Source organism: Shewanella sp. LZH-2 (genome assembly GCF_016859145.1).
Taxonomy (GTDB): Bacteria; Pseudomonadota; Gammaproteobacteria; order Enterobacterales; family Shewanellaceae; genus Shewanella; species Shewanella xiamenensis.
Window position 1 is genome coordinate 301,356 of the sequence record NZ_CP069350.1, and the last position, 25,690, is coordinate 327,045.

The following is a 25,690-nucleotide window of genomic DNA, read 5'->3' on the forward strand; positions in this document are numbered from 1 at the left end:
TCATACGGTATGTGTTGGTTTTGCTTGATTATTTGGCACTTAAAATCGGTAGCGAGATAATAAATTCTGTATGTCCTGGGCTGGAGACGCAATCAATCCTGCCCGAGTGTAATCTGGCAATGTTGTGGGCAATCGATAGACCCAGCCCCGAGCCCTGTTCGCGACTGGTGACCATGGGATAAAACAACGTGTCCATCAGCTCTGGTGGTATACCTGGGCCATTGTCGATAATAGACAGGGTCAGTACGAGCTTGTGGCGCTGCGAGCCAATGGTGACCTGATGTTGCGTGCGGGTGCGGATCAGGATTTCACCGCCGGTATACTCGAGGGCTTGCACCGCATTCTGCAATATATTCAACACCGCTTGCTGCATTTGATCTGGGTCCATCTCGATATCGGGGATCGAGGGATCATAATCCCGCTTCAACTGGATATTGGCTGGCAGTGCGATTTCCACCAGTTTATATACTTTTTGCACCACTTGATGAATGTTATGCAGGCTATGTTGAGTGGGGCGCTGCGGGCCAAGTAGCCTATCGACTAAGCTACGCAGCCGATCAGCTTGTTCGATGATGAGATTGGTAAATTCCTTTTGCGCGGGATCGTCGAGTTCCCGCGAGAGCAATTGCGCTGCACCACGCAAGCCGCCTAAGGGGTTTTTAATCTCATGGGCTAAGTTACGCACTAAGAATTGTGCCGCCTGCTGCTGTGCATCTTGGCTAAGTTGCTGGTGGATACGTCGTTGTTGATCGACTTGCCTAAGTTCAAGCAGGCTCAGCTGTGCTTCATCCTCGAGCGGGATCAGTGTCAGATCGACGGTGTGATGCTGGGCATCTAAGGTGACTAACGTCGCGGTGTTAACGGTGAGACTTTGCCCAGCTTTTACCGCATCGCTAAGGAGCTGAGCCTCGACACCGAGCGCTTGATAATGCTCGGGTAATGCTTGTTCGACCAGCCTGTGGCTACCGACACCTAACAGTTGCTCTGCAGCGGCGTTGGCATAACAAGGCTTAAGATCCTTATCGATGACCAGTACCGCGGTCACTAAATGATTGAGCAGAGTCTCTTTATCCATCTACCGTTCCTGAAAATAGGGTTGCACCCTTATGTTGCACCGATTTGGTGCATGCTGCAACTCGGCTTCATCAAACGGTTTAATCTGTTAGTGACAACCTAACTATTTATTATTAAACCATTTAATTGGATCTTGGCTGCTTTTTAGGTGCTGGAGTCATCGCCGCTTGATGAAGAAATATCTTTCTTGGAGAGCTAGATGCAAAGACTTTGCCGTTTTGAGTCATCGCATCGACAACAATGGTATGTTCACCTCTGTCGATGTTGCTTAACTGAAATGTGCCGCCGATTTGGGGTTGGCCGATGGTTTTGCCATCGAGTTTAAGGGCCATGAGATATTGGCTCTTGATTTCAGGGGTTACTGTGGCTGTGACTTGGAAATCGCCATTATTATCCCTGACGGTTTCCTCTTCTTCAGGGGAAGTTATGACGACTTGGTATTTGGTTTGTTCAATGGCTTGCGAGTCATTTGTATCAGGGTTTACGGGGGGAAGAGTAATTTGGTTTAGCGTTTTTTCTTTTAATTCAACAATCTCAGCATTTGGATGTGGCTCATCGGAATAATGAACTTTACCGTCCTTATCGACCCACTTATATACTGTTGCCTGCGCGAATAAGCTAAGCAGCACTAAGCTGATGAGAGTAAATAAACGCATGCAAAAATCCTTTTATCAGTAAGATAAGATTATCCAAGAGTAGTCGTTTTTTCATCAAAAATCATGGTGTTTGTGCATCAGTAATGAGGATTTATCGGCGATAAACGGGTTTACAAGATGACAAGGTGTGACTGATTGATGTCGCTAACGCCATTACAAATATTTCTTTAAAACTTGATGCCCCTAAGTGTGAGTACCCTTTGCCCCGTTTGAGGGAATATCAACGCACCATTATGGTGCGTTGATGGCCTTAAGCCTCACGGTCGCATGGGATTGCAGAGGTGTGAGATTGAACTATAAGGCGAGGGTTAAAATATCGCGGCTCATGGCGGGATCGATATTGCCATGTTCACCTAAAGCAACCATGCCATGTTTCTCGAGTTGAGCAACAACCGCATCGACAGCTTCTTTACCTAAATCATAGCCAGATAAGTGCGTTGCAATGCCCATGGCTTCGAAAAATGCTTGGGTTTTCGCAATCGCGGCCTCGATTCGTTCGTCTTCGGAGCCTGTGGTGATATGCCATACTCTGTCTGCAAATTGCAGTAATTTTTCACGTTTAGCCGTTTTAGTGCAGCGTAATAGTGCTGGCAAGACAATAGCTAAGGTACGGGCATGGTCAATATCATAGAGTGCGGTGAGCTCATGGCCAATCATGTGAGTTGCCCAATCATGCGGAACGCCTGTGGCAATCGTGCCATTGAGTGCCATAGTCGCGACCCACATCAAGTTAGCGCGGATATCGTAATCTTCAGGCTTTGTGAGTGCTTGTGGGCCTAATTCAATCAAAATTTGCAGTAAACCTTCGGCAAATCTGTCCTGTACCGCGGCATTGACTGGGTAAGTGAGATATTGCTCGGTGATATGCACAAACGCATCGACAACACCGTTCGCCACTTGTCTTTCCGGTAGGGTAAAGGTTTTGGTGGGATCGAGGATGGAGAATTGTGGATACACTAAATCGTTACGGAATGGCAGCTTTGCTTTCAAAGATTTACGGGTCACCACACTGGCGTTGTTCATCTCTGAACCTGTGGCCGGTAGGGTTAATACCGAGCCAAATGGCATGGCTTTGGTCACCTTGGTGCCCCAGCTCGTGAGAATATCCCAAGGCTCGCCTTCAAATACCGCAGCCGCGGCAACAAACTTAGTGCCATCGATGACCGAACCGCCACCAACGGCGAGTAAGAAGTCGATATGTAATTCACGTACTTGCGCGACCGCTTGCATCAGAGTTTCGTAGGTTGGATTGGGTTCGATCCCCTCAAATTCGACCACAAAACGATTTCCAAGCGCTTGTTTTACTTCAGCTAAGGTACCTGTACGTTTAGCGCTGCTGCCGCCAAATAGCACCATAACTCTGGCATTGCTAGGCACTAAGGTGTCGATTTCAGCTATGGTATTTTTACCAAAATGAATGCGAGTTGGATTGTAGTAGGTGAAATTAAACATACTGCTATTTGTCCTATGGTTGGAAAATAAATTTAGTAGACCAGTCGTCTATATTTGTTTGGCTACTAAATGATAAATCAAGCCGACGAGGCGATATTTCATTGTTCATTAACGGGTTGCTGATTAATTTGTGTGCCAGTGTTGCTGGCATTAACCCATGGTTTTAGTCTTTAAAATAGATTCGGTCATTGCAAGGGCGCGCTCTAAAGCTGCGCGGCTGTGGCCGAGTTTATTCATCAAACTGGCGCCGAGCCACATGTGATACAACAACTCTGCTGTTGCCTGAGCATTCTGTTCACAGATGGATTTATCGGCAATCCCCACTTGAATGCACTGGGTTAAGCGCTCAATGATGCCAGCCGACCCCTTTAAAAGCACAAGGCGCATAGCCTCAGAGAGATCGGCCACCTCAGCACTTAACTTAACGACTAGGCATTTTTGATCGACACAACCGTCCTGCTGCACGTGCAACCATCTTTGCCAGTATTGCATTTGGCGATCAAAGCCAGAGAGCTGTGGGTTGGCAAATAAGCTATCAAGCTCTGTTTGGTATTGCTCAAAATAACTGGTTAACAGTGCCTCACCGAATTGCTCTTTGGATTCAAAGTAATGGTAAAACGAGCCTTTTGGTACTTGGGCGGTCTTGAGTAATTGGGCTAACCCTAGACACGAAAAGCCTTGCTTAACGATCAGCGAGTAACCGACGTCGAGAATATGCTGACGGGTTGATTGGGTTTCTGTTTTCATGGCGCATGAGTCTATAGCAAATTAGACCAGTCGTCTAGTGGTTGGTTTTTATACAGACGTATTATGTAAACAGCGGAATGCTCAGTTGACTAAGCATTCCATCGACTTGAACGCTATAGATAGCTGCAGCAATATTCTGCGATATCGCTATTGCGAATTTTAAAGCTGACATTGGCCGCAAGCTCAAACTGGCTGCCTTCGCTAAATATTTGCCAAGTTGAGCTATTTGGCAGTAATACCTCAAAACTGCCGCTGGTGACTTGCATGATTTCACCCTGCGAGGTGGAAAACTCGTATTCTCCAGGAAGCACTACGCCTAGGGTTTGTTTACTACCGTCACTGAAAAATACACTGCGGCTAGCGACTTTACCCTCAAAATAGATATTGGCTTTTTTGGCTACTGCTACTTGCTCAATTCGTTCCATCCCGTGCTCCAATTACTTTATGTTTTATGAATATGTATGCAATTCAAAGTTATTTTAATTCTGTCGTCAATATGATTTTTTTCTCTTTAGCTGCTTAATAAATAAGATGTTGTGCACGCAGGATTTGTTTTTGGTGTAAGTGCATAAAATTTCTAAGTTATTACTCGTTGGTGCTGGCATACCCAATAAAATAATCTGGCTTAGCACCCATAGTGCAGGTGATGGCTGGATGAAGTACTTTATATTAGGTTCAAGACTTCTGATAGAGCTACATTATGCTTCGCCTTGCCTAAAGCACTTTGAACTCGCGCTGAATGAACAGATGTTTTATGCCATTGGTATTAGGGCGTGTTCACGTTTCGAGATTAGATTTTGTTCGTTCTGGCAAGCACGTGCTCGCGAAACGAGGAATGATGTGTCGTTATTCTACTGAAACGTCAACACGCCCTAGTAGAGGAATACAGTGCAGTGATAAGCCTAGTCGCTTCCTGAAGAGAGAGTTTATTGGCTTAGTAAATCAACTTGGTTATCGGTAAGCAATATCAAAAGCAGATCCTTGCCATTGGAGGCCGCGAATGTCACAGAGCTGTCTGTTATGCATCCGCCAGAAGTGATTCTCTGGCGGATTTTTTCTTAAATGTTTTCGGTTATCGTTTACGCCAGATCGTCATTTCTGAGAGGGAATGTTGGAACTTGCGTTTAGTTTCACGGATTACAAAGGGGATTTCCTTAACCGCGACTAGCTCAAATTGGCCGATCAAGGTTTCGGTCAACCCATCTAAAGTGGTGAAGTTTTCCCCTTTTACTTTAATACCTCCGAGCCATTTCTCTTTTGGTGTGTAATCCTCAAGCCAAGTATAAGGTGATGCAATCACTAGGTAGCCACCTTGGTTAATACGTTGGCCAATACTGGTGAGGAAATGTTTGGGATCGTTCAACCTGTCGATAAGGTTTGAGGCATAAACTAAGTCGTAACTTGTGTAGATGGGCTTAAGATTACAGGCATCACCTTGCATGAAGTTGACTTTTTTGGCTTCTTCTTGGTAGCCCAGTTTAGCAAGGCTGACACTCTTAAACTCTTGTAAATCGCCCTCGGTGCGGATGGTATAGCGTTTTTCGCCTTGTTCAGTCAGCGTGTAGGCTTGTTGAATAAAACGGGCCGAAAAATCGATACCATCAACATGGTCGAACACTTTAGCTAACTCAAAGCTGGCTCGGCCCACCGAACAGCCGATGTCTAATACCTTCGCGGTATGCTCAAGTTGGATTTCGTTTAACGCCTGTTGAACGCCATTAACGCAGAAATTCGGGACGCCAAAATATTGAGCGCCATAATGGAATTCTAAATATTGAGAAATCAGTTCATCGGTTTCGTACACATTAACCTCGGCCATTTGCTCTGGGTTTTGCAGGGACTCCACATAACGAAATCCGGCATGTTGGTAGAAGTGACGGCGAAACGCGTAGCGAGAGGCTGCAATGGCTTCATTGCCCGTCGAGATCCAAGAGCCCCCTTTAATCAGGTTATGTTTACCATCGAAAGTTGGCGTTGAAAAATCATCGTAGAGTGGATGCACTGCAAAGCCATTAAAACCATCGATAGCAGTTTCGGTCCATTGCCAGACATTACCGACAATGTCGTAAAATTCATTATGTTTAAAGCGATTTACCGGACAAGAGGAAGCGTAGTAGGCCAGCGAGATATTCCCTGGTACTTCTTGCCAGTCGGGGGCATCGGTTGGAATATTTTCTCGTAAAATATACCATTCCGCCTCAGTCAGAAGGCGGATGTTGCTTTGAGTCTGGCGCGCTTTCCAATAACAAAACGCTTTAGCTTCGAGTTGATTGACTTCAACTGGCCAATTAAGGGGAAGTGGAATTTCGCTGGTAAGATTTCGTTGCCACCATTGGCCCTCATAACGGCGCCAAAAACGTGGCATCTGGGCTTGAGTGTAAGCCAGCCATGCACGACCTTCTTCATTCCAAAACTCGGGCGATTGATAGCCTCCGGCTTCAACAAAGCTTAAATATTCTTGATTACTCACTAAATACTTTGAGGCTTTAAAGTCTGCCACTTTAAAACTCTTATTGCCGTATTCGTTGTCCCAGCCGTAGGTTTCATCTTGCTCTTTTTTACCTAAAGTGATTTTTTTGCCCGCCACAGCAATCAGCTGGTTAGCGTCTATCGTTCCATAGTCTTGGCACTCAGGCCAGTGAACACTTGGGGATACTTCCTCTAAAGGCAACTGACGGATAATGACTGATGAGGTTTCTAAATGGATACGTTCATGCTCAATCCCCATCAAAATGACCCAAGCAGGGCTGTCCTGAGTGATAGGCAAGGTGATTGGCATAGTATCAATTAATTGGTTAACAACGCGATTTACCTTGTCTCGATAGTCTTTTACCTCGGTGACCGTTGGCCATTGGTAGTGGGTTTCATTGAGATCGTCCCAAGACATCTCGTCAACACCAATGGCAAACATCGACTCAAAATGATCGTTGACTCTCTCCTCAAGATATTTGCCCAGTTTGAGCTTATTGATGTAGAAGGTCGCGGTGTGGCCAAAGTAAAAAATCAGCGGATGGCGTAAAGGCTCGGCTTTTAAATAATAGGCATGGTCGTGTTTTATCAACTCGAAGAGCGACTCATAGCGCGCCCAAGTTTGGTTGAAGTAGTGCTTAAGCGCTTGACGTTTTAGCGTTTCATTATCACCCGTAAGTTTGAGTGTTTGCAAAACAGGCATGTTCGATTTCTCCATAGGGCAAGCGGGTGCCATTGTTGTTGCCATGGGTTGTCAGGCTCAATACGTCACGGTTGGTTATCGGATCACTTTACCAACAAAATGTGGCAGTTATTTATCTGAGTTTTCAAGCTAACAGAAACCAAGCCTGAGATGAAACTAGGATTGTATTTTTGTACTCAAGATTGATAGAGACAAAAGACGATAAAACGATCGATTGTAAATAAAATGTTTCTTAGCAGGTTCGATTCAGTTTTAATGAGCATAGTAGGGTTGAGTTGTGAATAGGTCTTATATGCAGCAGTTATTTGTTCAATTATTAGAAGAGCGTTATTTCAATCGTTTGCCTGAGGCGTTAGTACTTAAGTTGGCAACTGAGTCGGCTGATTTTGTGCGTTTTTGGTTAGTTCACTGCATGCGTAGCATGGTTTCTGAAAGAGAGCTGGCCATCGCTTTGTTTTTCAGTGCTGAGTGGGTGTTAGAGGAACTGGCGAGTTTAAAATCGTTCTGGGGTTCCTATGTTTTGATGGAAGATCCTCTGCAAGCGCAAGAGGTTAAAGCGCAATTTTGTTATTTCGTACCTTGGCTAAAAACGATTACGCCCCGCCACGCTGATGCGATCAATGTGTTTGCTGCGCTATTGGCTTTTGAGCGCAGGCCGACTTCAGCCGGGAAGCAACTGCAATCGGGAACGCTGTCCCAATCCCAACTACCTGTGAATTTACTAGACGATATCAAGAGGTGTTCATTGCCTCATTTACGGCCTATTACTGTGTATGGACATCAGGGAAAGGGGAGTGTCGAAAGTGGTATCCGCAACAACATGCATTACCCCACACCGATTCCTAATGACAATCTTGCAATGGCTTGTGTTGAAAGAGTCATTGCCAAGTTTGCAGGGGTTAAGTTGGCGTTTGCGGAACCCATAGTTGTACTTCGGTACGAACCTGGCCAGTTTTATCACTGGCATTATGACGCAATACATACATATACCGCTGAAATTGAAGCTGAATTGGAGCGTTTTGGCCAAAGGTCAAAAACGGCTATTTTGTATCTTAATGATGACTTTGAAGGAGGAGAAACAGAGTTCAAGGCACCTTACATACAAGTTAAGCCTGAGACCGCCGCGATTTTGGTTTTTGACAATACGGATCAAACTGGCAAACCCATTCCTTCCTCATTGCACCGCGGCTGTGAGGTGATATCAGGGCAAAAATGGGTTTGTACCCAGTGGTTTAGAGATAAGCCGTTTTGGTTAAGAGCGGGCTTGTTCGGCTAGCTTTATCTGTATTTGATAAAGGAATTGCCGTTTACAGGACTGCCCAAGGATAAAATTATTTTATCCTTGGGCAGTATTTTATCGGCCAAGGTTAAGGCAGAATGTTCACGTCCGTAAAATTATTATGCAGGATATAACGGGATGGCAATGAACGCATTATGGATACCCGCTTGGTATGAGCTTGATCCGTCGATCGTTGTGGGCGTGACTGAAGAGTTTATATTTCATAAACCCGCTACCAATGAGGCTTTGAGATTTTACAGCGGAGCGAAAAAAACGGAAGCAGTTAAGGCGACTGGGGCAATTGCAAGCATTCACCACAAGGTCTTGGGGGATATTGAAAGTGTGGATGCACAGGGGCTTGATTATACAATTGTTTTAAAAGATGGCCGTCGTTTATTGGTGAATGCTGAGGAAGATCCTGGCCTACTTTACGAATGGGTTGATGACAGTTGGCAACCGTCGGAGATGGTCATTCAGGATTGGCAACTTGAGGTCAAGTTTGCATCACTTTCGCCATTTAAGGCGGTTGACTAATTCTCGTGTTATTTTTCAGAGCAGTCAGGCTCACTTTGTTGAATCGACTGCTCTTCAAACAAGATTTGTAGTAATCGATATTCGTATTGGATTTTAGCTACATAATCATCATGAAAGTCCAGCAGATTAAATTCCTCTACGCATTGTCGATAACGGCGTAATTGTTCTTCGCCATCCATATCCTGATGTAGCCAGCCCATTAACATACGAATTCTTTTCGTCTTTATCCTTGGCACCAAGTTTAACCTTTTTCTAATTTAAGGCTCGCTTGAATCTTGGTGACATTTTTATGTTTTCATGAGTAAAGCTTACGTTTTTCAAGATTATTCATATTATTTATCATGTTCTTAATCGAACATCGTCTTTAACTGTTTAGCCTGAATGTGTGGTGTTGCTGAATTTGATTATGGTCAAGGTCTTACAACAAAAGCCCGTTTAAGCTGACATTTGATGAATAATAGGTATTAGATACTCAGATTGTGCCACCTCGCATTTTGGTCTAGATTGGGGCTCTTTTAGCCCCAAACGTGTCCCGGTTGGGCGTGGTATTCTCTTTCAATGGAGCCTTGTCATGGCAAATATTTTGCTGGTGGCCAACCTTAACTGTGACCGTGTGTTAATCCTTGATAAACCTTTAAAAACCGGTGGTCGCTTTCATTATCAAGATGGCGGTCAACGCCTAGGCGGCGGTGGGGCGAATACGGGGCTTGGACTTGTTTGGGCAGGTCATAGAGTTGCATTAGTCAGCCAAGTGGGTAGGGATGAAATGGGGGATTGGGCTATCGCCGAGGCTAGTACCCAAGGGCTTGATTGTCGTTTAGTGCAGCGCCGCGCAGGGAATACCTGTGAGATGCTGCTGGTGATGACTCCTGACGGTGAGCGCACCATTATCCGCCCGCAGCGGCCAGTTTTTGAGTTATCGGTTCCACCAAAATGGCAGCATTGGGATGCGTTGTATTTTAATACATCAGCGGAAGGGACAGTAAGTTGGGCTAAAACTGCACTGGATCATTGCCTTGTGATCGCCCAACTTGCCAAGGATGATAGACCACGCCCTTGCCATGTACTACTTGCTTCTATGAGTGATATGCATGGACGATGTGATGTCGCCTCTTGGGATTACGGTGTAAGCATTGGTGGTGAATCATTACGTTATTTTGTGGTGACTGATGGTGTCCGTGGCGCGAAGGTTTATACCCAAGATGATGTGCAGCATGTGCCTGCGGTGCCTGCTGAGGTTGTCGACACCACGGGTGCAGGGGATGCCTATGCTGCTGGGCTTATTCATGGACTCTGTGCTGGCAAATCTATCACTCAAGCAATGTCTGAAGGTGCTGTTTGGGCGGCTTTTGCAGTCGCAACAGACAGTTCTATTCCTGGTGAAGCTTTAAAACAGTATTTAGAAGCATAATGCTGGAAATGGGCTGCAAGTGTTAAACAATTTGGACGTCATTTTTCTGTCATCTTGGATTGATAAAGTGTGCACAGTGACGGAGAGCTCTTGTCCTTTAACGTTTGCTTGCGCTTTTCTCCCATTTTGTTGGTTCGCTTGTTTGCCTCGTTTCCCCAACGGGGCATTTTTTTACCTCGAATAATGTTATTTCGTCGAAGAACATTCATATAGCGGAAATATTGTGCGGTCATTGAGGGATTGCGTTAACATTTAGGTAACTCACCACGCTACTACAAAATAATAAGCCTACTGCTGTTGGAGTTGGAAATGGGCAATCACGTTTGGAATGATAAAAAGAAGTTTATTTGGCTACTTTCTGTGTTGTTGCTAGTTGCCTTTTTAGTGACCAGTGGTATTAGCTATAAAGTGGCCCATGACTCTTTGAGTCAGCAAATTGAAAGTAATACTTTACCTTTAACAAGCGATAATATTTATTCAGAAATTCAACAAGATCTACTACGTCCGATCTTTATTTCCTCCCTTATGGCACAGGATACCTTTGTGCGTGATTGGACATTAAACCATGAGCAAGAGCCTGAAAAGCTGATCCGTTATCTGAAAGAAATCCAGGATAAGTACGATACTGTCACCAGCTTTTTTGTTTCAGAACAGAGTCGCAACTACTACCACTCATCGGGGGTGTTAAAGAAAATCCAAGATATTGAGCCTAATGATGCTTGGTATTTTCGTGTCCGTTCGTTACCAGAATCAGAACATTATGAAATTAATATCGATGCTGATACCGCTGATCGCACTAAAACAACCGTATTTGTTAACTATAAAGTTTTTGATTTTGAAGGTAAGTTTATGGGGGTTACTGGCGTTGGCCTTGCAGTTGAAAAGGTCAAGGCGCTGATTGAACTCTATCAAAAGCGTTATAACCGTCGGGTTTTTTTCACCGATAGACAGGGTAATGTCACTCTCCATGGTGATGAATATGATGGCGCTAATTCACTGCAAGCCAGCACTGGCTTGGAGCAACTATCAACGCGCATTTTAACTAGCCCAAGCGCCGCATTTAGCTATCAGCGCAACGGTAAAACGGTCTACTTAAACAGTCGATTAGTGCCTGAGTTCAAGTGGTATTTAATTGTTGAGCAAGAAGATGCTCCGCAAGAACAAGAACTGCTTAATACCTTTTGGGGGAACTTAGCCCTAAGTTTGGTCGTGACCATAGGTATTTTGTTTATTTCAAACATGACCTTAGGGCGCTATCAGCGCAAACTTGAGGTTATGGCATCAACTGACAAACTCACTGGTGCAGCTAATCGACAAGTCTTTGAAGAGTATTTCCATCAGGCATTAGACAAAGCTAATTTGTCGCAAACTCCTATTTCAGTTCTCCTTGTCGATATCGACCACTTTAAAAAAGTGAATGATAGCTATGGTCATAGTATTGGTGATTTAGTGCTCAAAACGGTCACTAACCTGCTACGTAGCCAGCTAAAACAGCAAGATATACTTTGCCGTTGGGGTGGGGAAGAGTTTTTGGTGTTATTGCCAGAGATGGATTTAAGCCATGCGGCAGAGTTGGCGGAACGTTTCCGTGATTCGATTTCTCAGCGCGAGTTGAAGGTCAATGGAGTACATATTGCTATCACAGTCAGTATTGGTGTTGCAGAATATCAAAAGCTTGAACCGGCAGAGGATTTAATAAAACGAGCCGATTTAGCTTTATATCAAGCGAAAGAAGCTGGCCGTAATCAAGTAGTGTTAAATCAGTGATACCCAGATTTTAGAGCACGCTCTATTTGTTTAGAGTATGTAATACTTAGCGTTTTTATTTGGCCCCGTGTGGCGACAATGATGGGAGTAACCAATGTCGACCTTATTGGTAAACAGATTATCGGGTTTGTATTTAGGGGCGAGCCTGCAAGAAATTCGCGGCATTTCAACTGGCATTGACGGTAAAAAATCGGCGCAGCAGTTAGTGGTAAATGTCGACCATGTGGAAGGCGATGCACAGGCTGATCCTAAACATCATGGCGGACTTGACCGAGTATTGCATCATTTTCCCCGTGAGCATTATGGTCAATACCGTCGTTGGGATTTAATCACCCAACTCGAAGATGCACCGAGCATGGGTGAAAATATCAGCACGGTTGGCTTAAATGAAACCGAGGTCAATATTGGGGATGTGCTGCAAATCGGTGCCGTCACAGTGCAAGTGACTCAGCCGCGCTCACCTTGCTTTAAATTGAACCTGCAATTTGGCCATAGAGACTTTGCCCTTGCCATGCAGCAGAGTCAGTTATGCGGTTGGTTTTACAGAGTATTAACCCCAGGTGTGATTCAGTTAAGCGACAAGATAGAATTAGTCGAGCGTAAAACTGATATCAGCGTTGCCGAGGCGATGGCGCTGTATTTTTCTCCTCAATATAACGCTAAAGCCTATGATAGACTCGCCTCCTGTGAAGGGCTGGCACAAAGCTGGGTGAATAGCCTGCAGCGCCGCTTAGCAACGCAGCAGGTCGAAGATTGGCAAATGCGTTTGTATGGGCCAAAGAGCTAATAACTTTTATATTTCAAACAATAATACAGGGAAAGTGTCATGATAGAGTCAGTGACGAAGAGCGAGAAAGATTTTGGTTTACTGGTGTATGCCTCTAGTTTAATCGGGTATTTAGTACCATTAGGCTCCATCCTTGGTCCGCTCATTTTGTGGCTCATGAAGCGTGAAGAGTCGGCTTTTGTCGACCAATGTGGGCGCAGCTGTCTGAACTTTAAGCTAAGCCTACTAATCTACGTGATCATCAGTGGGATATTAGCGTTTGTAGGCATTGGATTTATCTTGCTTATCATCCTCGGCATTTTGGACTTAGTCTGTACTATCCTAGGCATAGTTAAGGCCAGTGAAGGGCAGGTTTATCGCTATCCACTGACGATCAAGTTTCTCTCCGATAACTAATCGACGTTTACGGTCAGTAATAAAAACGCCTTAGGGAGATCCTCTAAGGCGTTTTTGTTTCTATATCAATATCTTTGTGTTTGACAATTACACTTTAAACTTAGCTACCAAGGTATCCAAGCGGTGGGCGAGTTGATTTAACGCTAAACTGGCCTGTGCCGCAGCTTGGGCTGTGCTCGCGGTGCGTTGGGTAATGTCGTTAATTTCGGTCACGTTACGGTTAATATCTTCGACCACTGTTGATTGCTCTTCTGTTGCCGCCGCGACTTGAATGTTCATATCACTGATAAGACCAATACGATCGCTAATGCCAACCAAAGACTGGCTAGCCTCATCAACCGCTGTGACACCTTCGTGTGAGCGAGCGCGGCTCTGTGCCATGGCATTAACTGCGCGGCTTGCTTCAGATTGCAACTTGTCGATCATACCTTGGACTTCGTTAGTAGAGGCTGCGGTACGTGATGCCAGATTACGGACTTCATCTGCTACTACGGCAAAGCCACGTCCCGCTTCACCTGCGCGTGCAGCTTCAATCGCGGCGTTGAGGGCTAATAGATTGGTTTGCTCCGAAATAGCACGGATCACATCGAGGATGCCACCGATAGATTTGGTATGAGTCGCGAGGGATTCAATCACTTCACCTACTTGTTCCACATCATGGGAGAGCTGATTGATAGTGTCACGGGCACGCGTTACCACCACTTGGCCGCTATTGGATTCTGTATCGGCATCTTTCGCGGCGACAGCGGCTTGGGCTGCATTACTGGCGATTTCATTTACGGTTGCCCCCATCTCATTGATGGCCGTTACCACCATCATAGTGCGGTCTTTTTGTTCATGACTATCTTCAAGGGTTTGCTGCGCTTGATTAGATACATCTTTCGCCGAGAGGCCGAGTTGTTCACTGGTCTGTGCTACCTCAATCACGGAATCTTGGATTTTGCTGATAAAGCTATTAAACCCTTGGGCAAGTTGGGCAATTTCATCTTCACCATTTACAGGTAAGCGTTGGCGTAAATCACCCTCACCTTCACCGATATCATGGAACATTGCTGCGACTTGGGCGATAGGACGGCTCACTGAACCTGCTACCACAATGGCGAGCATGATAAAGCCCGCGGCAATGATTACGGTCCAAATTAGGATCTGGTAGGCGGCATCTGTCAGCAGGGCGAAGACTTCGGCTTCAGGTACTTGGGCAACCAAATACCAATCCATCGACGGAATATAACTGCTGGCAACAAAGGTGTTTTCACCTTGGATATCAGTATTAATAAGATTGAAATCACTACGATTGAGTAATGAGCTCATGTTGGCGCCCGAGTACAAACTCTTGAGGCTGCTCTTGCCAATTTGGCTGGCGTCTGGATGTAGTTTTACCTCGCCTTTGGCATCGACTAAGTAGACAAACCCGGTTTTTTCAATCTTAAAAGAGTCGAGGAGTCGCACCATATCATCGAGGGATTTGGCGAGACCAACAAGTCCGCGACCGTTAGGTTGTTGATAGTTTATAAAGAGTTTTACCTCACCATTGGCTTCGGTAAATACGTTTAACATCCGCTCTTGGCCGCTATCACGATAACCAAAAAACCACCCATCTTGGGCGGGCGTGAGTACGCGTAAAAAACCGTCCTGAGTATAATAGGCGGCGGTTTGTCTATCGGCGTAGGAGGCTTGGGCCAAATGATATTGGCGGGTGATGTCCTTTAATTGGGCAACGACGTGGGGCTCTTGCTCCGTTGGGCGGCCATTTTCAAGCCATTGCAGTAACATACGGCTGCTGGCGAGTTGTTCAGCTGCATTCATTAAGCTCGAAATATCCAGCTCAATCTTGTTGCGGATTTGCATCATTAGGCTAGGCATTTCCGACCCGAGCATACGTTGCTGAACCACATTTTTAGCACTGCGTTGGCTGAGCACGCCCACCAGAATGGTTGATAGCAGCACTGCAAATGCCACTGTCAGCAGAATTTTCTGCTTAATAGTAAGGTTATTAAATATCATAAATATCAATATGCCTGTGTTATACGTTTAGAAATATCGGTCGACGTTTTCTACCAATGACTTAGTATCGGACAGAAATGTTAAAAGTTAACCTTAGTTTTGGTCTAATGCCGAATAAAACAGCGTACAAGACATTTATTTGGCCTAACCTGTTGCTCTTGCGGTAGATCTTGTTATGTAGAGTATAGATGGAAATGAGTTGCTGATTTGAAGCATGTGATTTTTATGGTGCAATTGTGGCCAAAATGTAGGGGTAAGGCAAGTAAAAAGAAGGCGCTCAATGAGCGCCTTCTTCGGTAGAGATTACATATTCGGGTAGTTTGGACCGCCGCCGCCCTCGGGCGTCACCCAAGTAATATTTTGGCTAGGATCTTTAATGTCACAGGTTTTGCAATGGATGCAGTTTTGCGCATTGATAACAAACTTCGGTTGACCCGCTTCCTCAACAATTTCGTACACGCCAGCAGGGCAGTAACGCTGGGCGGGCTCGTTAAATTGCGTCAGGTTTATCCCGAGCGGAATGCTGTTGTCTTTTAAGCGTAGATGGCAAGGCTGGTCTTCCTCATGATAGGTGCTCGACAGGTAGACTGAAGAGAGCTTATCGAAGCTGAGTTTGCCATCGGGTTTGGGGTAATCAATCTTGTTGTAGGCGCTTACTGGGGCCATTTGTGCATAGTCTGGGTGTTCATCACGCAGGGTGATCGGGAACTTACCACCGAACCAGTTTTGATCTATGTAGTTAAATGCACCGCCAAGGAAAGTGCCAAACTTATGCATTGCCGGGCCAAAGTTGCGCGACTTATATAGCTCTTCGTGTAACCAGCTTTCTTCCAGATGGGTTTGGAAACAATCCAGATCTTTACCGCCTTCGACCTCGGCCATCATTGCCTTAGCTAAGGTTTCAGCCGCAACAATGCCGCTCTTCATGGCGGTATGCGTGCCTTTGATCTTGGCAAAGTTTAAAGTGCCCGCATCGCAACCAATCAGCAAACCGCCGGGGAAACTCATCTTCGGCAGTGAGTTCAGGCCGCCCTTAGTGATTGCGCGAGCACCATAGCTCAAACGTTCACCGCCAGTTAAGTATTTGGCGATGACTGGGTGAGTCTTATAACGTTGGAACTCATCGAATGGGCTTAAATGGGGATTTTTGTAGTTGAGGTCGATAATCAGACCCACGGCAATTTGGTTGTCTTCCATATGGTAGAGGAAGCCACCACCCGAGGCGCCATCGGTTAATGGCCAACCACCTGTGTGCACCACTTTACCTTGTTCGTGTTGCTCGGCGGGCACTTTCCAGATTTCTTTAAAGCCTAGGCCGTAATGTTGTGGTGTTTTACCATTATCTAAGTGGTATTTCGCGATCAGCTGTTTGCCTAAGTGACCACGGCAGCCTTCTGAGAACACGGTATATTTGGCGTGAAGCTCCATGCCGGGCATAAAGCTGTCTTTGGGTTGGCCATCGGCGCCGACGCCCATATCGCCAATCAGGATACCCTTCACGCTGTTATCTTCATTGAAGAGTAATTCGCTGGCGGCAAAGCCGGGGAAAATTTCTACGCCGAGTTCTTCAGCACGGGTCGCGAGCCAACGGCAGAGATTACCTACGCTGACAATATAGTTGCCTTCGTTGTGCATGGTTTTCGGCACAAATGCATTGGGCATGAGTTTGCTGTCGGTAGCGGAGTTGAGTAGATAGATTTCATCGTGGGTCACGGCTGTGGTGACGGGGGCACCTTTATCACGCCAGTCGCTGAATAGCTCGTCTAATACCCTTGGTTCGAATACGGCGCCTGATAGAATATGCGCGCCCACTTCGGAGCCTTTTTCTACCACGCAAACGGTAATTTCTTTACCTGAATCCTTTGATATCTGCATTAATCGACACGCAGTCGCCAAGCCAGCTGGGCCAGCGCCGACGATAACAACATCGAATTCCATTGATTCGCGTTCCATCAGTTCACCTTTTCCTTCGCTTATCCCCAATTTATATCGGGTGTTGTAGTTTGTTTGTAAACGGGCGTTTTATTACTAATGTCCACCTTACCTCAAAATCACCGCATGGCACAGGGGCTAAGCAGGCTGTTTAGCCTAAAGAATGACAAATCTTTGGGTGAGCACTGTCACAGATTGTTCACGCTCAGTTGAAGCGGATCAAGAAATACCTGTTTAGGGGTATAGCTAGCCAATACTTTCGGCTTATAATCACGGCTGACGGTTCTCCGAGCTTGCCTACCTAAGTCAACAGATATGGTGGTGTAGCCGTGGCAATAAGGCCACTGGGGTGAGTAAAGAAATGCACTCGCCTCCCACACTTGGAAAGGTGATCATGTCTCAATTACAAGACAATTTTGGTCGTAAATTTCATTACTTACGGATGTCTGTCACTGACGTTTGTAACTTCAAATGCAGCTATTGCCTCCCCGATGGTTATCATCCGAATGGCAAGCAACAGTTTTTATCTCTCAGTGAGATAGAAAACCTAGTATCCGCATTTAGCCTCGTTGGCACTCAAAAAATCCGTATTACTGGCGGCGAACCCACGCTGCGTAAAGATTTTACCGATATTATTCGAGTCGTTGCCGATAATCCGCGTATTCATACCGTAGCCACTACCACTAATGGATATAGGCTCGAGAAGCATGCCCAAGAGTGGTTCGATGCTGGTCTGCGCCGCATCAATGTGTCGGTAGACAGCTTAGATCCTAAGATGTTTTACCAGATCACCGGCGAGAATAAGTTCGACGAGGTGATGCGTGGTATCGATGCTGCATTATCAGCAGGCTTTGAGCGCGTAAAAGTCAATGCGGTATTACTCAAAGGCATGAACGATAAAGATTTACCGCGCTTTTTGAATTGGATTAAGCATACGCCCATCGATCTGCGTTTTATTGAGTTAATGGAAACCGGCCTTGGCCGCGAGTATTTCCAAGCCCACCACTTAGCGGGTGCCGATATTAAAGCTCAGTTGCTTGCCAACGGCTGGCAATTGGATACGCCCCGTGCCGATGATGGCCCTGCGCAAAACTTCAGCCACAGTGACTTTAAGGGCCGTATCGGCTTGATCATGCCCTACGCCACTAACTTCTGCGCGAGCTGTAATCGCTTGCGGGTCTCGGCCAAAGGTAAGTTGCACTTGTGCCTGTTTACCGAGTCCGGTATTGATTTGCGTGATCTACTACAACACCCGAGTCAGCAAGCGGAATTAATCGAGCGGTTACACGGTCAACTGGCACAGAAGAAAGAAACCCATTATCTGCATCAGGGCATTACTGGCGTAACTCAGCATTTGGCCTCGATTGGCGGTTAATCTAACTTAGGTTTTAGTCTGCTTATCGCGTTATCTTTCATTTAGTTAGGTTTCGCTATTGCGCTCAATTTCCCACATGCTTGAATTTAGCAGTAGTTTAAAGGATCGCTTCAATGAGCAATGTATTTACCCATATTAATGCCGACGGCAATGCCCACATGGTCGATGTGACCGAGAAAGCCGTGACCGAGCGTGAGGCCCGTGCCGAAGCCTTTATCGAGATGGCGAGCACGACCCTCGAGATGATCATGAGCGGCAGCCACCATAAGGGCGATGTGTTTGCCACCGCGCGTATCGCGGGGATCCAGGCGGCGAAAAAGACTTCAGATTTAATTCCGTTATGCCATCCATTAATGCTAACCAAGGTCGAAGTCGAACTTGAGGCTCAGCCTGAGCACAATCGTGTGCGCATTACCAGCCTGTGTAAATTGTCCGGCAAAACCGGTGTCGAAATGGAGGCGCTCACGGCGGCCTCTGTTGCAGCGCTGACGATTTACGACATGTGCAAAGCCGTGCAGAAAGACATGGTGATTTCACAGGTGCGCCTGCTCGAAAAACGCGGCGGCAAGTCGGGACACTTTAAAGCTGAATAACGTAAAGCGAGATAAGAATATGATTAACGTGTTGTTTTTTGCCCAAGTTCGTGAGCTTTTAGGTACGGCACAACTGAGTGTTGAAGCGAGCGAGCAGACACAAACTGCGGAAGGATTACGGGCAACTTTAGCGGCTAAAGATGATAAATGGGCCAAAGTGTTAGCCTCGGACAAATTACTGGTGGCGGTAAATCAAACCATCAGTCAGTGGGATACCCAAGTGAGTGATGGTGATGAAGTCGCCTTCTTCCCACCTGTGACCGGAGGTTGATATGCGTTTACTGCCAAATGTACGGGTGCAAACTGTTGATTTTAATGTGGCCGATGAATACCACCAATTAGCCCAAGATAATAGTGATGGCGCGGTTGTGACTTTTGTTGGTAAAGTGCGCGACTTTAACGATGGTTCAGTGGTGACTGACCTGACTTTAGAGCACTATCCCGGTATGACGGAGCGTGTTCTTGAGCAAATCGTTGCCGAGGCGCGTGAGCGTTGGCCGCTCAATAACGTTACGGTTATCCACCGTGTCGGCACTATGGCGCTGGGTGAGCAAATTGTGTTTATTGGTGTCACCAGCGCTCATCGCAAAGCGGCCTTTGCGGCCTGCGAATTCTTAATCGACTTTTTGAAGACCAAAGCCCCTTTCTGGAAATTAGAAGCAGGGGACAAGGGCAAGAATTGGGTCGAGGCCAAGGATGCCGACGAGCAAGCGGCGCAAGTGTGGCAACACAAAGACTAACGTAAGACTGAGCTAGCAGCAGGCGAGACTGAGAGGTGAGTTTATGCACGGTGTGACAGGGTTAGGCAAAATCTGGAGTCTAGTATTTTCTCTAGCATTGTCGTTCAGTGTTGCCTTGATGCCTGCCGTTAGCCGCGCCGAGACTGTGCCTGCGATTGCGGCCGCCGCCAATATCAAGTTTGCCCTCGATGATATTGTTAAAAACTTTAGCGCCGAAACTGGGCTCAAGGTGCGAGTCTCCTACGGCTCATCGGGTAATTTTGTCGCGCAAATTCAACATGGTGCGCCATTTGAAATGTTGCTCAGCGCCGATGAGCGTTATATCCATGAGCTGCAAAAAGCGGGCTTTACCCGCGATGAAGGCGTGCAATACGCAGTGGGTCGCCTAGCCTTAGTCGCCCCAAACAAGTCCCCTTTAACCTTGGATACTGAACTTAACGGCGTAAAAGCCCTACTCGCCGCGGGTAAGTTGGAGCGCTTTGCGATTGCTAATCCTGAGCATGCGCCCTATGGCGAACGCGCCCGTGAACTGTTGCAAAAATTAGGCTTGTGGGATGGTCTACAAACCAAGCTAATCTTGGGCGAAAATGCCTCCCAAGCGGCGCAATTTGCCGTGAGTGGCTCCACTCAAGGCGGTATTATTCCGTTATCGCTTGCCTTAGCGCCCCAGTTTAAAGCATTAGGCCAAGCAATTGCTTTACCCGAAGATCTTCACGGCCCACTTTATCAGCGTATGGTGCTAACGCCTAAAGCGGGAGCAACCGCAGAGCGTTTTTATCAATATCTTCAATCTGATGCCGCCAGAGCCGTATTCCTGCAATACGGATTTGGTCTACCCGCTCGGTAAGGCCAGACATGGATTGGCAGGCGCTTTGGTTATCGGTCAAACTCAGTAGCATCACAGTCTTGGTGTTGATCCCGCTGGCGATTCTGGCGGGGCGAGCCTTAGCCTATCGTCAGTTTGTGGGTAAGTCCTGGGTTGAAGCTTTAATCATGGTGCCCTTAGTCTTGCCGCCGACTGTGATTGGTTATTACTTGCTGGTGGGGCTTGGCAGCCAAAGCTGGTTAGGGCAGTGGTTAGAGCATCTGACTGGGCAGCAGTTAGTGTTTCATTTCTCGGGGTTAGTGCTGGCATCCGTGCTGGTGAATATTCCGTTTGCGTTGCAACCGATACAACGTGCCTTTGAGGCGGTTCCACACGACGTGCGCGATGCTGCAGCCTGTTGCGGCATGAGCAAACTTAAAATTCTGCTGAAAATTGAATTGCCTATGGTCTGGCCTGGGGTGTTGACCGCCTTAGTGCTGTGTTTCTCCCATGTACTCGGTGAGTTTGGGGTCGTGTTGATGATGGGCGGGAATATTGCCGGCGAGACCAAAACTATCTCGATCTCCATTTATGACAGCGTGCAGGCCTTCGATTTTGGCGCAGCAGGTACTATGTCTCTGGTATTGCTGTTATTTGCGATTACCGCATTGGCTCTAACTACCAGTTTGTCACGGCGTTTAGGAGGTCAGGGTGGCGCAAATCATCGCTGATCTGCATTGCCAGATCCAAAACTATAGGCACATTAAACTGAGCGCCGAATTTAGCTGTAAGGCGGGTGAAGTGTTAGCGGTCGTAGGGCCTTCTGGCGGCGGTAAGACGACGTTACTGCGGATGATCGCAGGGCTTAATCATCCCGAGACGGGCAGTATTGTGTTTGGTGAAACGCCATGGTTTGACCATCAAAGTCGCACCGCGCTAACGCCGCAGCAGCGCCATATTGGCTATATGCCACAGCATTTTGGCTTATTTCCCAATCTTACCGCGCTCGAGAACGTGGTTGCAGGGCTTGACCATATTCCCAAGTCGGAGCGAGTTGCTAGGGCGAAGGATTGGTTAGAACGGGTTAATTTACATGGTTTGCCCGATAGACTGCCTATGCACCTCTCCGGTGGTCAACGCCAGCGGGTTGCGCTTGCTCGCGCCCTTGCCCGTGAACCTTCAGTGCTACTGCTCGATGAGCCATTTTCAGCGGTGGACAGAGAAACTCGTGAGCGTTTGTATCTCGAACTTGCTCGACTCAAAGAGCAACTGCTTTGCCCAGTGATTATGGTGACCCACGATTTAAACGAAGCACTGCTGCTGGCCGATTCGATGATCTTGATTAGCCAAGGCCAGATGTTACAGCAGGGTGCGCCGTTTGAGGTGTTATCGCGGCCACGTAACGAGGCTGTTGCGCGGCAGATGGGCTTAAGGAATATTTTCGATGGCGAAGTGATGTTCCAAGACCGCACTAAAGACATCACCTGGCTCAAATTTGGTGAGCAGCTGATTGCCAGCGATTTTGGCAAAGACCGCAGTGTTGGCAGTAAAGTTCGCTGGGTCATCCCCAATCAGGGTATTCGATTTAACGCCATTTCAAATGGACGTTTATGCCGTAGTTTTAATAAGTTAGATGTGACAATCGACTCTTTACTTGTGATGGGCGAGTCAGTGCGGGTAGTCTGTTATGCTACCGGGACTAAACTACAGCTTAATACGGAAGTGTCATTTCATCTCGCACAGAAGCTTGGCCTAACCAAGGGGATGCAAACCACGGTTGCGCTCAAATCTGAGCAAATTCATATTTTAGAATAAGTTAATGACGTTTTTTACCGAGTAATCCCATCCAAAATGTTCCTTCCAACAGCATACCTAAGATGATAAACGTCACAGCGCTTGTGGCGCTGCCATAGGCGTAGGCGCTTAATGCTCCAAGCAGTAGCAAACTTAAGCTAATCCAGCGTGTAATTGGTTTCATATGCACTCCGATTTAAATAGCCGTTTAGTTGACTCTAGAACAATGGGATTGCATTGCCAATCGTACTTTTTGACGACACAGATGCGCTAAAATACCAGCTGAAATTCAATTAGTGTGATTTTAAATGGCTAAATGATGGCGTTTTACGGTAAATGTCATGCTTCAAAATCCCCAGATGATCAAAGCTTAATCTTGTTTCCATCGGTGTTTCAGTCGCTATTAGGTAAACTGAATGCATTCGTCAGTGTTTGCTGAGTTTGAATCAAGTGGATTGAGCAATTCACATGAGTGATGAACTAGGCGCCATCATGGGCAAACAGGGATAAAAGCGATGGGATTTTGGTACGCCATCGACATCTAACTGATTGTCTCATAAGATACAAACTTAGCCGATTTTTATGGAGGAACCATGAGACTATGGTTGCTAGGATTCATGTTGGTATCTGGGATTGCTACCGCAGCCCAGAGCATGTATTCGATGCTTTCGAGCGGTGAGTATCAGCCGCCGTTAAGCGTGATGCAGCAAATTGAGAAGGAGTTTCCTGGCGTGATTGCCGAGTTTGAAATGGAAATGCAGGAAGGCGAATTGGTCTACCAGTTTGAGTTGATTAATCCGCTGGCGAATGCAATTACCCGCTTCGAATATCGGGCGCGAGATGGTAAGTTATTGAAACAAAAAGCGGGTAAAGTCACAGCCGATGATGTCGGCGAGGTGGAAGCCGCACGCCTTATCAACACTAAGCATCAAACCTTCTCCGGCATTATTGCAATGGCGACTCAGGATCATAAGGCCTTTCTGACCGATGCTAAATTAGACCATGACTTAGGTATCAGTTACTTAGAGTTAAAGTTGCTGGACGATACAGGCAAGTATAAATTGGCATTCGATATTGAAAATTTACGACAGTTACCTTTACTTAAGTGGGATTAGCACGCCGAGTATTACCGCTAAGTGAAGACAGGGGAGCGCAGCATACAGATGAAAATACTTTTAGTTGAAGATGATGCGACAACGATCGACTACATCGTTAAAGGATTTCTTGAGCAGGGACATAATATTGAGACCGCCAGCGATGGTCATCAAGGTCTACTGCAAGCCACGAGTGGTCAGTACGACCTCTTGATTCTCGACCGCATGTTGCCCCAACTCGATGGGTTGAAACTGCTGGCCGCCCTTAGAGCAACTGGCAACCAAACTCCAGTGCTTATCCTGTCGGCGCTGGCCCATGTGGATGAAAGGGTAAAAGGTCTGCGTGCGGGTGGCGATGATTATATGACTAAGCCCTTTGCCTTTTCGGAGCTGCTTGTACGTGCCGAAAAGTTGATGCAACGGGGCCAATCCGTACCTATTACCACAGATCTGGTGGTTGGTGGCTTAAAAATGGAGCTGCTAACACGTAACGTGACCTTAGATGGCCACGATTTGATGCTGCAACCCAAAGAATTCCAACTGCTTAAGTATCTGATGGAACACGCTAATCAGGTTATTAGTCGGACGCTATTATTTGAAGCCGTGTGGGATTATCACTTTGATCCCCGTACTAATGTGATCGACGTGCATATCGCCAAGTTACGTCGCAAGTTTGAAGAGTTAGGCCACGGTGAATTGATTGAAACCGTAAGGGGAGCGGGTTATCGCTTACGCCAAAGGCATTAAGCCTTACCAAAGCAGCGCCTGGCGCATCACTATTATCTTCTCGACCTTAGTGACTGTGATCATAGGCGCTTTGCTGTTTGCCCTTTATCGGCAACTCATTATCGAACAGCAGTACCAAGTGACTCAGTATCTTGAGTCCGAAACCCAACGCTATCAGCAGCTTGCTCTTACTGTCGACCGTCGCAGTTTTGCGGCGCAAATTCGTGCCGCCGATCCGCAGACGGCGCTTATCGCCTGGCGCAATAGCTATGATATGGTTGGCGCCTTAAGCTTTATGCCTGAAGGCATGCCCATGCTGCCGCAAACGCGGGATTTCCCGATTTTGACTGGCGGCCCTGATAAGTTGCATATCCTTACCGGCGGTCTAGTGATGACTCGCTATGGCCCCGTGCTCATCGCCACCCGTACCGACAACTTAGCTACACTCATTGATAAATTTATCAGTGCGGCGGCCACGGCCGTGATGTTGACCATAGTGTTAACCTTAGCGCTGGGCTATCTGTTTTCTAAAGCAATTTTACGCCGTTTAGTGCAGTACAACCGTTTAAGTGAGCAAATTGAGCGTGGGCATTATGATACGCGTCTGCCGCTCAGTTGGCGTCAGGACGAGTTTGATATGTTGGCGCTGCAATTTAACAACGTGCTGGATATTCTTGAGAATAACCTGATGGCGGTGCGTGGCGTGACTGACAATATCGCCCACGATTTGCGCACGCCTTTATCCCATATTCGCATTGGTCTTGAGGAATTAGCGGCCAAATCTCCCGATGAAATCAGTGAAGGCTGTGCGATTTTGACCGAAGAGCTTGACCACTGCCTTGCGACCTTCGATGCCATGCTCTCGCTGACACGCATTGAGGAAGGGCAGCAAACCTTAGATTTGCAGGAGCTGAGTTTGGCGCAGCTATGTACTGATTTGCTGGAAATGGCTGATGCAGTTGCGGAGTCGAATGAGCAAACCTTGAGCCTGTCGCTGCTATCTGACCATAAAATTTATGGTGACAAGTATCTGTTGTTCCAAGCCTTGTATAACTTGGTCGACAATGCGATGAAATATTCAGGCCAAGGCGCACGTATCGATATTATTCAATCCGGTGCCCAAATTAAGATTTGCGATAACGGTCCTGGGATCCCCGATGACAGCAAGGAAAGGGTGTTTGAGCGTCTAGTGCGGCTCGACCCCAGCCGCCATTTGCAGGGTACAGGTTTAGGATTATCTATGGTCAAAGCGATTCTGTCGCGGCACAATGCGCAAATTACTCTTTCGGATAATCATCCCGGCCTTGTGGTTACTATCCAGTTTTAGGCCAATATCCGCGTGACAGTGTTAG

The 25,690-nt window shown here is 46.7% G+C and carries 27 protein-coding genes and 1 riboswitch; of the genes, 17 read left to right on the forward strand and 10 right to left on the reverse strand.

The window, feature by feature from the left end; genetic code table 11:
• Positions 1-28 precede the first annotated feature (28 nt).
• The 5 genes from glnL to JM642_RS01490 all read right to left on the reverse strand — a co-directional run bounded on the left by glnL (position 29) and on the right by JM642_RS01490 (position 4,354).
• On the reverse strand, positions 29-1,075 hold the full coding sequence (glnL, locus tag JM642_RS01470; protein WP_047538626.1) for a nitrogen regulation protein NR(II): 1,047 nt from the start codon (positions 1,073-1,075) through the stop codon (positions 29-31).
• Between the two features lie 121 nt (positions 1,076-1,196).
• Positions 1,197-1,730, reverse strand: coding sequence for a DUF4124 domain-containing protein (locus tag JM642_RS01475; RefSeq protein ID WP_172588322.1), 534 nt, complete (start codon positions 1,728-1,730; stop codon positions 1,197-1,199).
• 294 nt (positions 1,731-2,024) lie between these two features.
• Positions 2,025-3,182, reverse strand: a complete 1,158-nt coding sequence (locus JM642_RS01480) for an iron-containing alcohol dehydrogenase (RefSeq protein ID WP_037425092.1) — start codon at positions 3,180-3,182, stop codon at positions 2,025-2,027.
• Positions 3,183-3,332: 150 nt separating this feature from the next.
• Positions 3,333-3,929 carry a TetR/AcrR family transcriptional regulator gene (locus JM642_RS01485; RefSeq protein ID WP_172588321.1) on the reverse strand — a complete coding sequence of 199 codons (597 nt, stop codon included), beginning with the start codon at positions 3,927-3,929 and terminating at the stop codon, positions 3,333-3,335.
• A gap of 113 nt (positions 3,930-4,042) precedes the next feature.
• Positions 4,043-4,354: a pyrimidine/purine nucleoside phosphorylase gene (locus JM642_RS01490; protein ID WP_037423109.1), complete on the reverse strand. Its 312-nt coding sequence runs from the start codon at positions 4,352-4,354 to the stop codon at positions 4,043-4,045.
• Positions 4,355-4,583: 229 nt separating this feature from the next.
• Between JM642_RS01490 and JM642_RS20315 the strand changes: the two genes are divergently transcribed.
• Complete coding sequence (locus JM642_RS20315; protein ID WP_239000476.1) at positions 4,584-4,787, forward strand: hypothetical protein; 204 nt, start codon at positions 4,584-4,586, stop codon at positions 4,785-4,787.
• Positions 4,788-5,001: 214 nt separating this feature from the next.
• Here JM642_RS20315 and ovoA read toward each other — a convergent pair whose 3' ends face one another.
• Positions 5,002-7,101 (reverse strand): 5-histidylcysteine sulfoxide synthase, encoded by a 2,100-nt coding sequence (ovoA, locus tag JM642_RS01495; protein WP_203432545.1) that lies wholly within the window; start codon positions 7,099-7,101, stop codon positions 5,002-5,004.
• A gap of 292 nt (positions 7,102-7,393) precedes the next feature.
• Between ovoA and JM642_RS01500 the strand changes: the two genes are divergently transcribed.
• On the forward strand, positions 7,394-8,377 hold the full coding sequence (locus JM642_RS01500) for a 2OG-Fe(II) oxygenase (RefSeq protein WP_203432546.1): 984 nt from the start codon (positions 7,394-7,396) through the stop codon (positions 8,375-8,377).
• Between the two features lie 141 nt (positions 8,378-8,518).
• Positions 8,519-8,914: a hypothetical protein gene (locus tag JM642_RS01505; RefSeq protein ID WP_203432547.1), complete on the forward strand. Its 396-nt coding sequence runs from the start codon at positions 8,519-8,521 to the stop codon at positions 8,912-8,914.
• A gap of 8 nt (positions 8,915-8,922) precedes the next feature.
• Here the strand turns inward: JM642_RS01505 and JM642_RS01510 are convergent, their stop codons facing one another.
• Positions 8,923-9,120, reverse strand: a complete 198-nt coding sequence (locus JM642_RS01510; protein WP_037423119.1) for a hypothetical protein — start codon at positions 9,118-9,120, stop codon at positions 8,923-8,925.
• Positions 9,121-9,485: 365 nt separating this feature from the next.
• Between JM642_RS01510 and JM642_RS01515 the strand changes: the two genes are divergently transcribed.
• From JM642_RS01515 to JM642_RS01530, 4 genes are all read left to right on the forward strand, one after another.
• Positions 9,486-10,325 (forward strand): PfkB family carbohydrate kinase, encoded by an 840-nt coding sequence (locus JM642_RS01515; protein WP_169548282.1) that lies wholly within the window; start codon positions 9,486-9,488, stop codon positions 10,323-10,325.
• A gap of 309 nt (positions 10,326-10,634) precedes the next feature.
• Entirely contained in the window at positions 10,635-12,092 is a 1,458-nt protein-coding gene (locus tag JM642_RS01520) for a sensor domain-containing diguanylate cyclase (protein WP_047538607.1), read from the forward strand.
• Positions 12,093-12,186: 94 nt separating this feature from the next.
• On the forward strand, positions 12,187-12,879 hold the full coding sequence (locus JM642_RS01525) for an MOSC domain-containing protein (RefSeq protein WP_203432548.1): 693 nt from the start codon (positions 12,187-12,189) through the stop codon (positions 12,877-12,879).
• Positions 12,880-12,918: 39 nt separating this feature from the next.
• On the forward strand, positions 12,919-13,275 hold the full coding sequence (locus JM642_RS01530) for a DUF4870 domain-containing protein (RefSeq protein ID WP_037423127.1): 357 nt from the start codon (positions 12,919-12,921) through the stop codon (positions 13,273-13,275).
• Between the two features lie 87 nt (positions 13,276-13,362).
• On the opposite strand, the gene JM642_RS01535 is transcribed toward JM642_RS01530, so the two are convergent.
• Positions 13,363-15,279, reverse strand: a complete 1,917-nt coding sequence (locus tag JM642_RS01535; protein ID WP_047538600.1) for a methyl-accepting chemotaxis protein — start codon at positions 15,277-15,279, stop codon at positions 13,363-13,365.
• Between the two features lie 303 nt (positions 15,280-15,582).
• On the reverse strand, positions 15,583-17,232 hold the full coding sequence (locus JM642_RS01540) for an electron transfer flavoprotein-ubiquinone oxidoreductase (protein ID WP_172588051.1): 1,650 nt from the start codon (positions 17,230-17,232) through the stop codon (positions 15,583-15,585).
• A 252-nt stretch (positions 17,233-17,484) separates the two neighbouring features.
• Positions 17,485-17,618: riboswitch (molybdenum cofactor riboswitch) on the forward strand.
• On the opposite strand from JM642_RS01540, the gene moaA reads away from it, so the two are divergent.
• From moaA to JM642_RS01575, 7 genes are all read left to right on the forward strand, one after another.
• Positions 17,606-18,586: a GTP 3',8-cyclase MoaA gene (gene moaA / locus JM642_RS01545; protein ID WP_037425068.1), complete on the forward strand. Its 981-nt coding sequence runs from the start codon at positions 17,606-17,608 to the stop codon at positions 18,584-18,586. (Overlaps the previous riboswitch by 13 nt.)
• Positions 18,587-18,699: 113 nt before the next feature.
• Complete coding sequence (gene moaC / locus JM642_RS01550; RefSeq protein WP_011074083.1) at positions 18,700-19,179, forward strand: cyclic pyranopterin monophosphate synthase MoaC; 480 nt, start codon at positions 18,700-18,702, stop codon at positions 19,177-19,179.
• Positions 19,180-19,198: 19 nt separating this feature from the next.
• Positions 19,199-19,450, forward strand: a complete 252-nt coding sequence (moaD, locus tag JM642_RS01555; protein ID WP_037423143.1) for a molybdopterin synthase sulfur carrier subunit — start codon at positions 19,199-19,201, stop codon at positions 19,448-19,450.
• 1 nt (position 19,451) lies between these two features.
• The gene (gene moaE / locus JM642_RS01560; RefSeq protein WP_088586523.1) at positions 19,452-19,919 is read left to right on the forward strand and encodes a molybdopterin synthase catalytic subunit MoaE; all 468 of its coding nucleotides are present in this window, start codon (positions 19,452-19,454) and stop codon (positions 19,917-19,919) included.
• 43 nt (positions 19,920-19,962) lie between these two features.
• Positions 19,963-20,766, forward strand: a complete 804-nt coding sequence (gene modA, locus JM642_RS01565; protein ID WP_203432549.1) for a molybdate ABC transporter substrate-binding protein — start codon at positions 19,963-19,965, stop codon at positions 20,764-20,766.
• An 8-nt stretch (positions 20,767-20,774) separates the two neighbouring features.
• Positions 20,775-21,455, forward strand: coding sequence for a molybdate ABC transporter permease subunit (modB, locus tag JM642_RS01570; RefSeq protein ID WP_203432550.1), 681 nt, complete (start codon positions 20,775-20,777; stop codon positions 21,453-21,455).
• Positions 21,436-22,539, forward strand: a complete 1,104-nt coding sequence (locus tag JM642_RS01575) for an ABC transporter ATP-binding protein (RefSeq protein ID WP_203432551.1) — start codon at positions 21,436-21,438, stop codon at positions 22,537-22,539. The genes modB and JM642_RS01575 overlap by 20 nt, the downstream gene beginning before the upstream one ends.
• A 1-nt stretch (position 22,540) precedes the next feature.
• Here JM642_RS01575 and JM642_RS01580 read toward each other — a convergent pair whose 3' ends face one another.
• On the reverse strand, positions 22,541-22,702 hold the full coding sequence (locus tag JM642_RS01580) for a hypothetical protein (RefSeq protein ID WP_037423154.1): 162 nt from the start codon (positions 22,700-22,702) through the stop codon (positions 22,541-22,543).
• Positions 22,703-23,111: 409 nt separating this feature from the next.
• On the opposite strand from JM642_RS01580, the gene JM642_RS01585 reads away from it, so the two are divergent.
• From JM642_RS01585 to JM642_RS01595, 3 genes are read left to right on the forward strand one after another with little or no spacing between them, the layout of a single operon-like run.
• Positions 23,112-23,633: a hypothetical protein gene (locus JM642_RS01585; RefSeq protein ID WP_037423157.1), complete on the forward strand. Its 522-nt coding sequence runs from the start codon at positions 23,112-23,114 to the stop codon at positions 23,631-23,633.
• Between the two features lie 48 nt (positions 23,634-23,681).
• Positions 23,682-24,359, forward strand: coding sequence for a response regulator transcription factor (locus tag JM642_RS01590; protein WP_011621087.1), 678 nt, complete (start codon positions 23,682-23,684; stop codon positions 24,357-24,359).
• Between the two features lie 49 nt (positions 24,360-24,408).
• Positions 24,409-25,665, forward strand: coding sequence for a HAMP domain-containing histidine kinase (locus JM642_RS01595; RefSeq protein WP_037423161.1), 1,257 nt, complete (start codon positions 24,409-24,411; stop codon positions 25,663-25,665).
• The last annotated feature ends 25 nt before the right edge of the window (positions 25,666-25,690 follow it).

Bases quoted from the DNA above. Each gene is read 5' to 3' on its own strand.
- glnL (WP_047538626.1), bottom strand. From the start codon at position 1,075: ATGGATAAAGAGACTCTGCTCAATCATTTAGTGACCGCGGTACTGGTC.
- JM642_RS01475 (WP_172588322.1), bottom strand. From the start codon at position 1,730: ATGCGTTTATTTACTCTCATCAGCTTAGTGCTGCTTAGCTTATTCGCG.
- JM642_RS01480 (WP_037425092.1), bottom strand. From the start codon at position 3,182: ATGTTTAATTTCACCTACTACAATCCAACTCGCATTCATTTTGGTAAA.
- JM642_RS01485 (WP_172588321.1), bottom strand. From the start codon at position 3,929: ATGAAAACAGAAACCCAATCAACCCGTCAGCATATTCTCGACGTCGGT.
- JM642_RS01490 (WP_037423109.1), bottom strand. From the start codon at position 4,354: ATGGAACGAATTGAGCAAGTAGCAGTAGCCAAAAAAGCCAATATCTAT.
- JM642_RS20315 (WP_239000476.1), top strand. From the start codon at position 4,584: ATGAAGTACTTTATATTAGGTTCAAGACTTCTGATAGAGCTACATTAT.
- ovoA (WP_203432545.1), bottom strand. From the start codon at position 7,101: ATGCCTGTTTTGCAAACACTCAAACTTACGGGTGATAATGAAACGCTA.
- JM642_RS01500 (WP_203432546.1), top strand. From the start codon at position 7,394: ATGCAGCAGTTATTTGTTCAATTATTAGAAGAGCGTTATTTCAATCGT.
- JM642_RS01505 (WP_203432547.1), top strand. From the start codon at position 8,519: ATGGCAATGAACGCATTATGGATACCCGCTTGGTATGAGCTTGATCCG.
- JM642_RS01510 (WP_037423119.1), bottom strand. From the start codon at position 9,120: ATGTTAATGGGCTGGCTACATCAGGATATGGATGGCGAAGAACAATTA.
- JM642_RS01515 (WP_169548282.1), top strand. From the start codon at position 9,486: ATGGCAAATATTTTGCTGGTGGCCAACCTTAACTGTGACCGTGTGTTA.
- JM642_RS01520 (WP_047538607.1), top strand. From the start codon at position 10,635: ATGGGCAATCACGTTTGGAATGATAAAAAGAAGTTTATTTGGCTACTT.
- JM642_RS01525 (WP_203432548.1), top strand. From the start codon at position 12,187: ATGTCGACCTTATTGGTAAACAGATTATCGGGTTTGTATTTAGGGGCG.
- JM642_RS01530 (WP_037423127.1), top strand. From the start codon at position 12,919: ATGATAGAGTCAGTGACGAAGAGCGAGAAAGATTTTGGTTTACTGGTG.
- JM642_RS01535 (WP_047538600.1), bottom strand. From the start codon at position 15,279: ATGATATTTAATAACCTTACTATTAAGCAGAAAATTCTGCTGACAGTG.
- JM642_RS01540 (WP_172588051.1), bottom strand. From the start codon at position 17,232: ATGGAACGCGAATCAATGGAATTCGATGTTGTTATCGTCGGCGCTGGC.
- moaA (WP_037425068.1), top strand. From the start codon at position 17,606: ATGTCTCAATTACAAGACAATTTTGGTCGTAAATTTCATTACTTACGG.
- moaC (WP_011074083.1), top strand. From the start codon at position 18,700: ATGAGCAATGTATTTACCCATATTAATGCCGACGGCAATGCCCACATG.
- moaD (WP_037423143.1), top strand. From the start codon at position 19,199: ATGATTAACGTGTTGTTTTTTGCCCAAGTTCGTGAGCTTTTAGGTACG.
- moaE (WP_088586523.1), top strand. From the start codon at position 19,452: ATGCGTTTACTGCCAAATGTACGGGTGCAAACTGTTGATTTTAATGTG.
- modA (WP_203432549.1), top strand. From the start codon at position 19,963: ATGCACGGTGTGACAGGGTTAGGCAAAATCTGGAGTCTAGTATTTTCT.
- modB (WP_203432550.1), top strand. From the start codon at position 20,775: ATGGATTGGCAGGCGCTTTGGTTATCGGTCAAACTCAGTAGCATCACA.
- JM642_RS01580 (WP_037423154.1), bottom strand. From the start codon at position 22,702: ATGAAACCAATTACACGCTGGATTAGCTTAAGTTTGCTACTGCTTGGA.
- JM642_RS01585 (WP_037423157.1), top strand. From the start codon at position 23,112: ATGAGACTATGGTTGCTAGGATTCATGTTGGTATCTGGGATTGCTACC.
- JM642_RS01590 (WP_011621087.1), top strand. From the start codon at position 23,682: ATGAAAATACTTTTAGTTGAAGATGATGCGACAACGATCGACTACATC.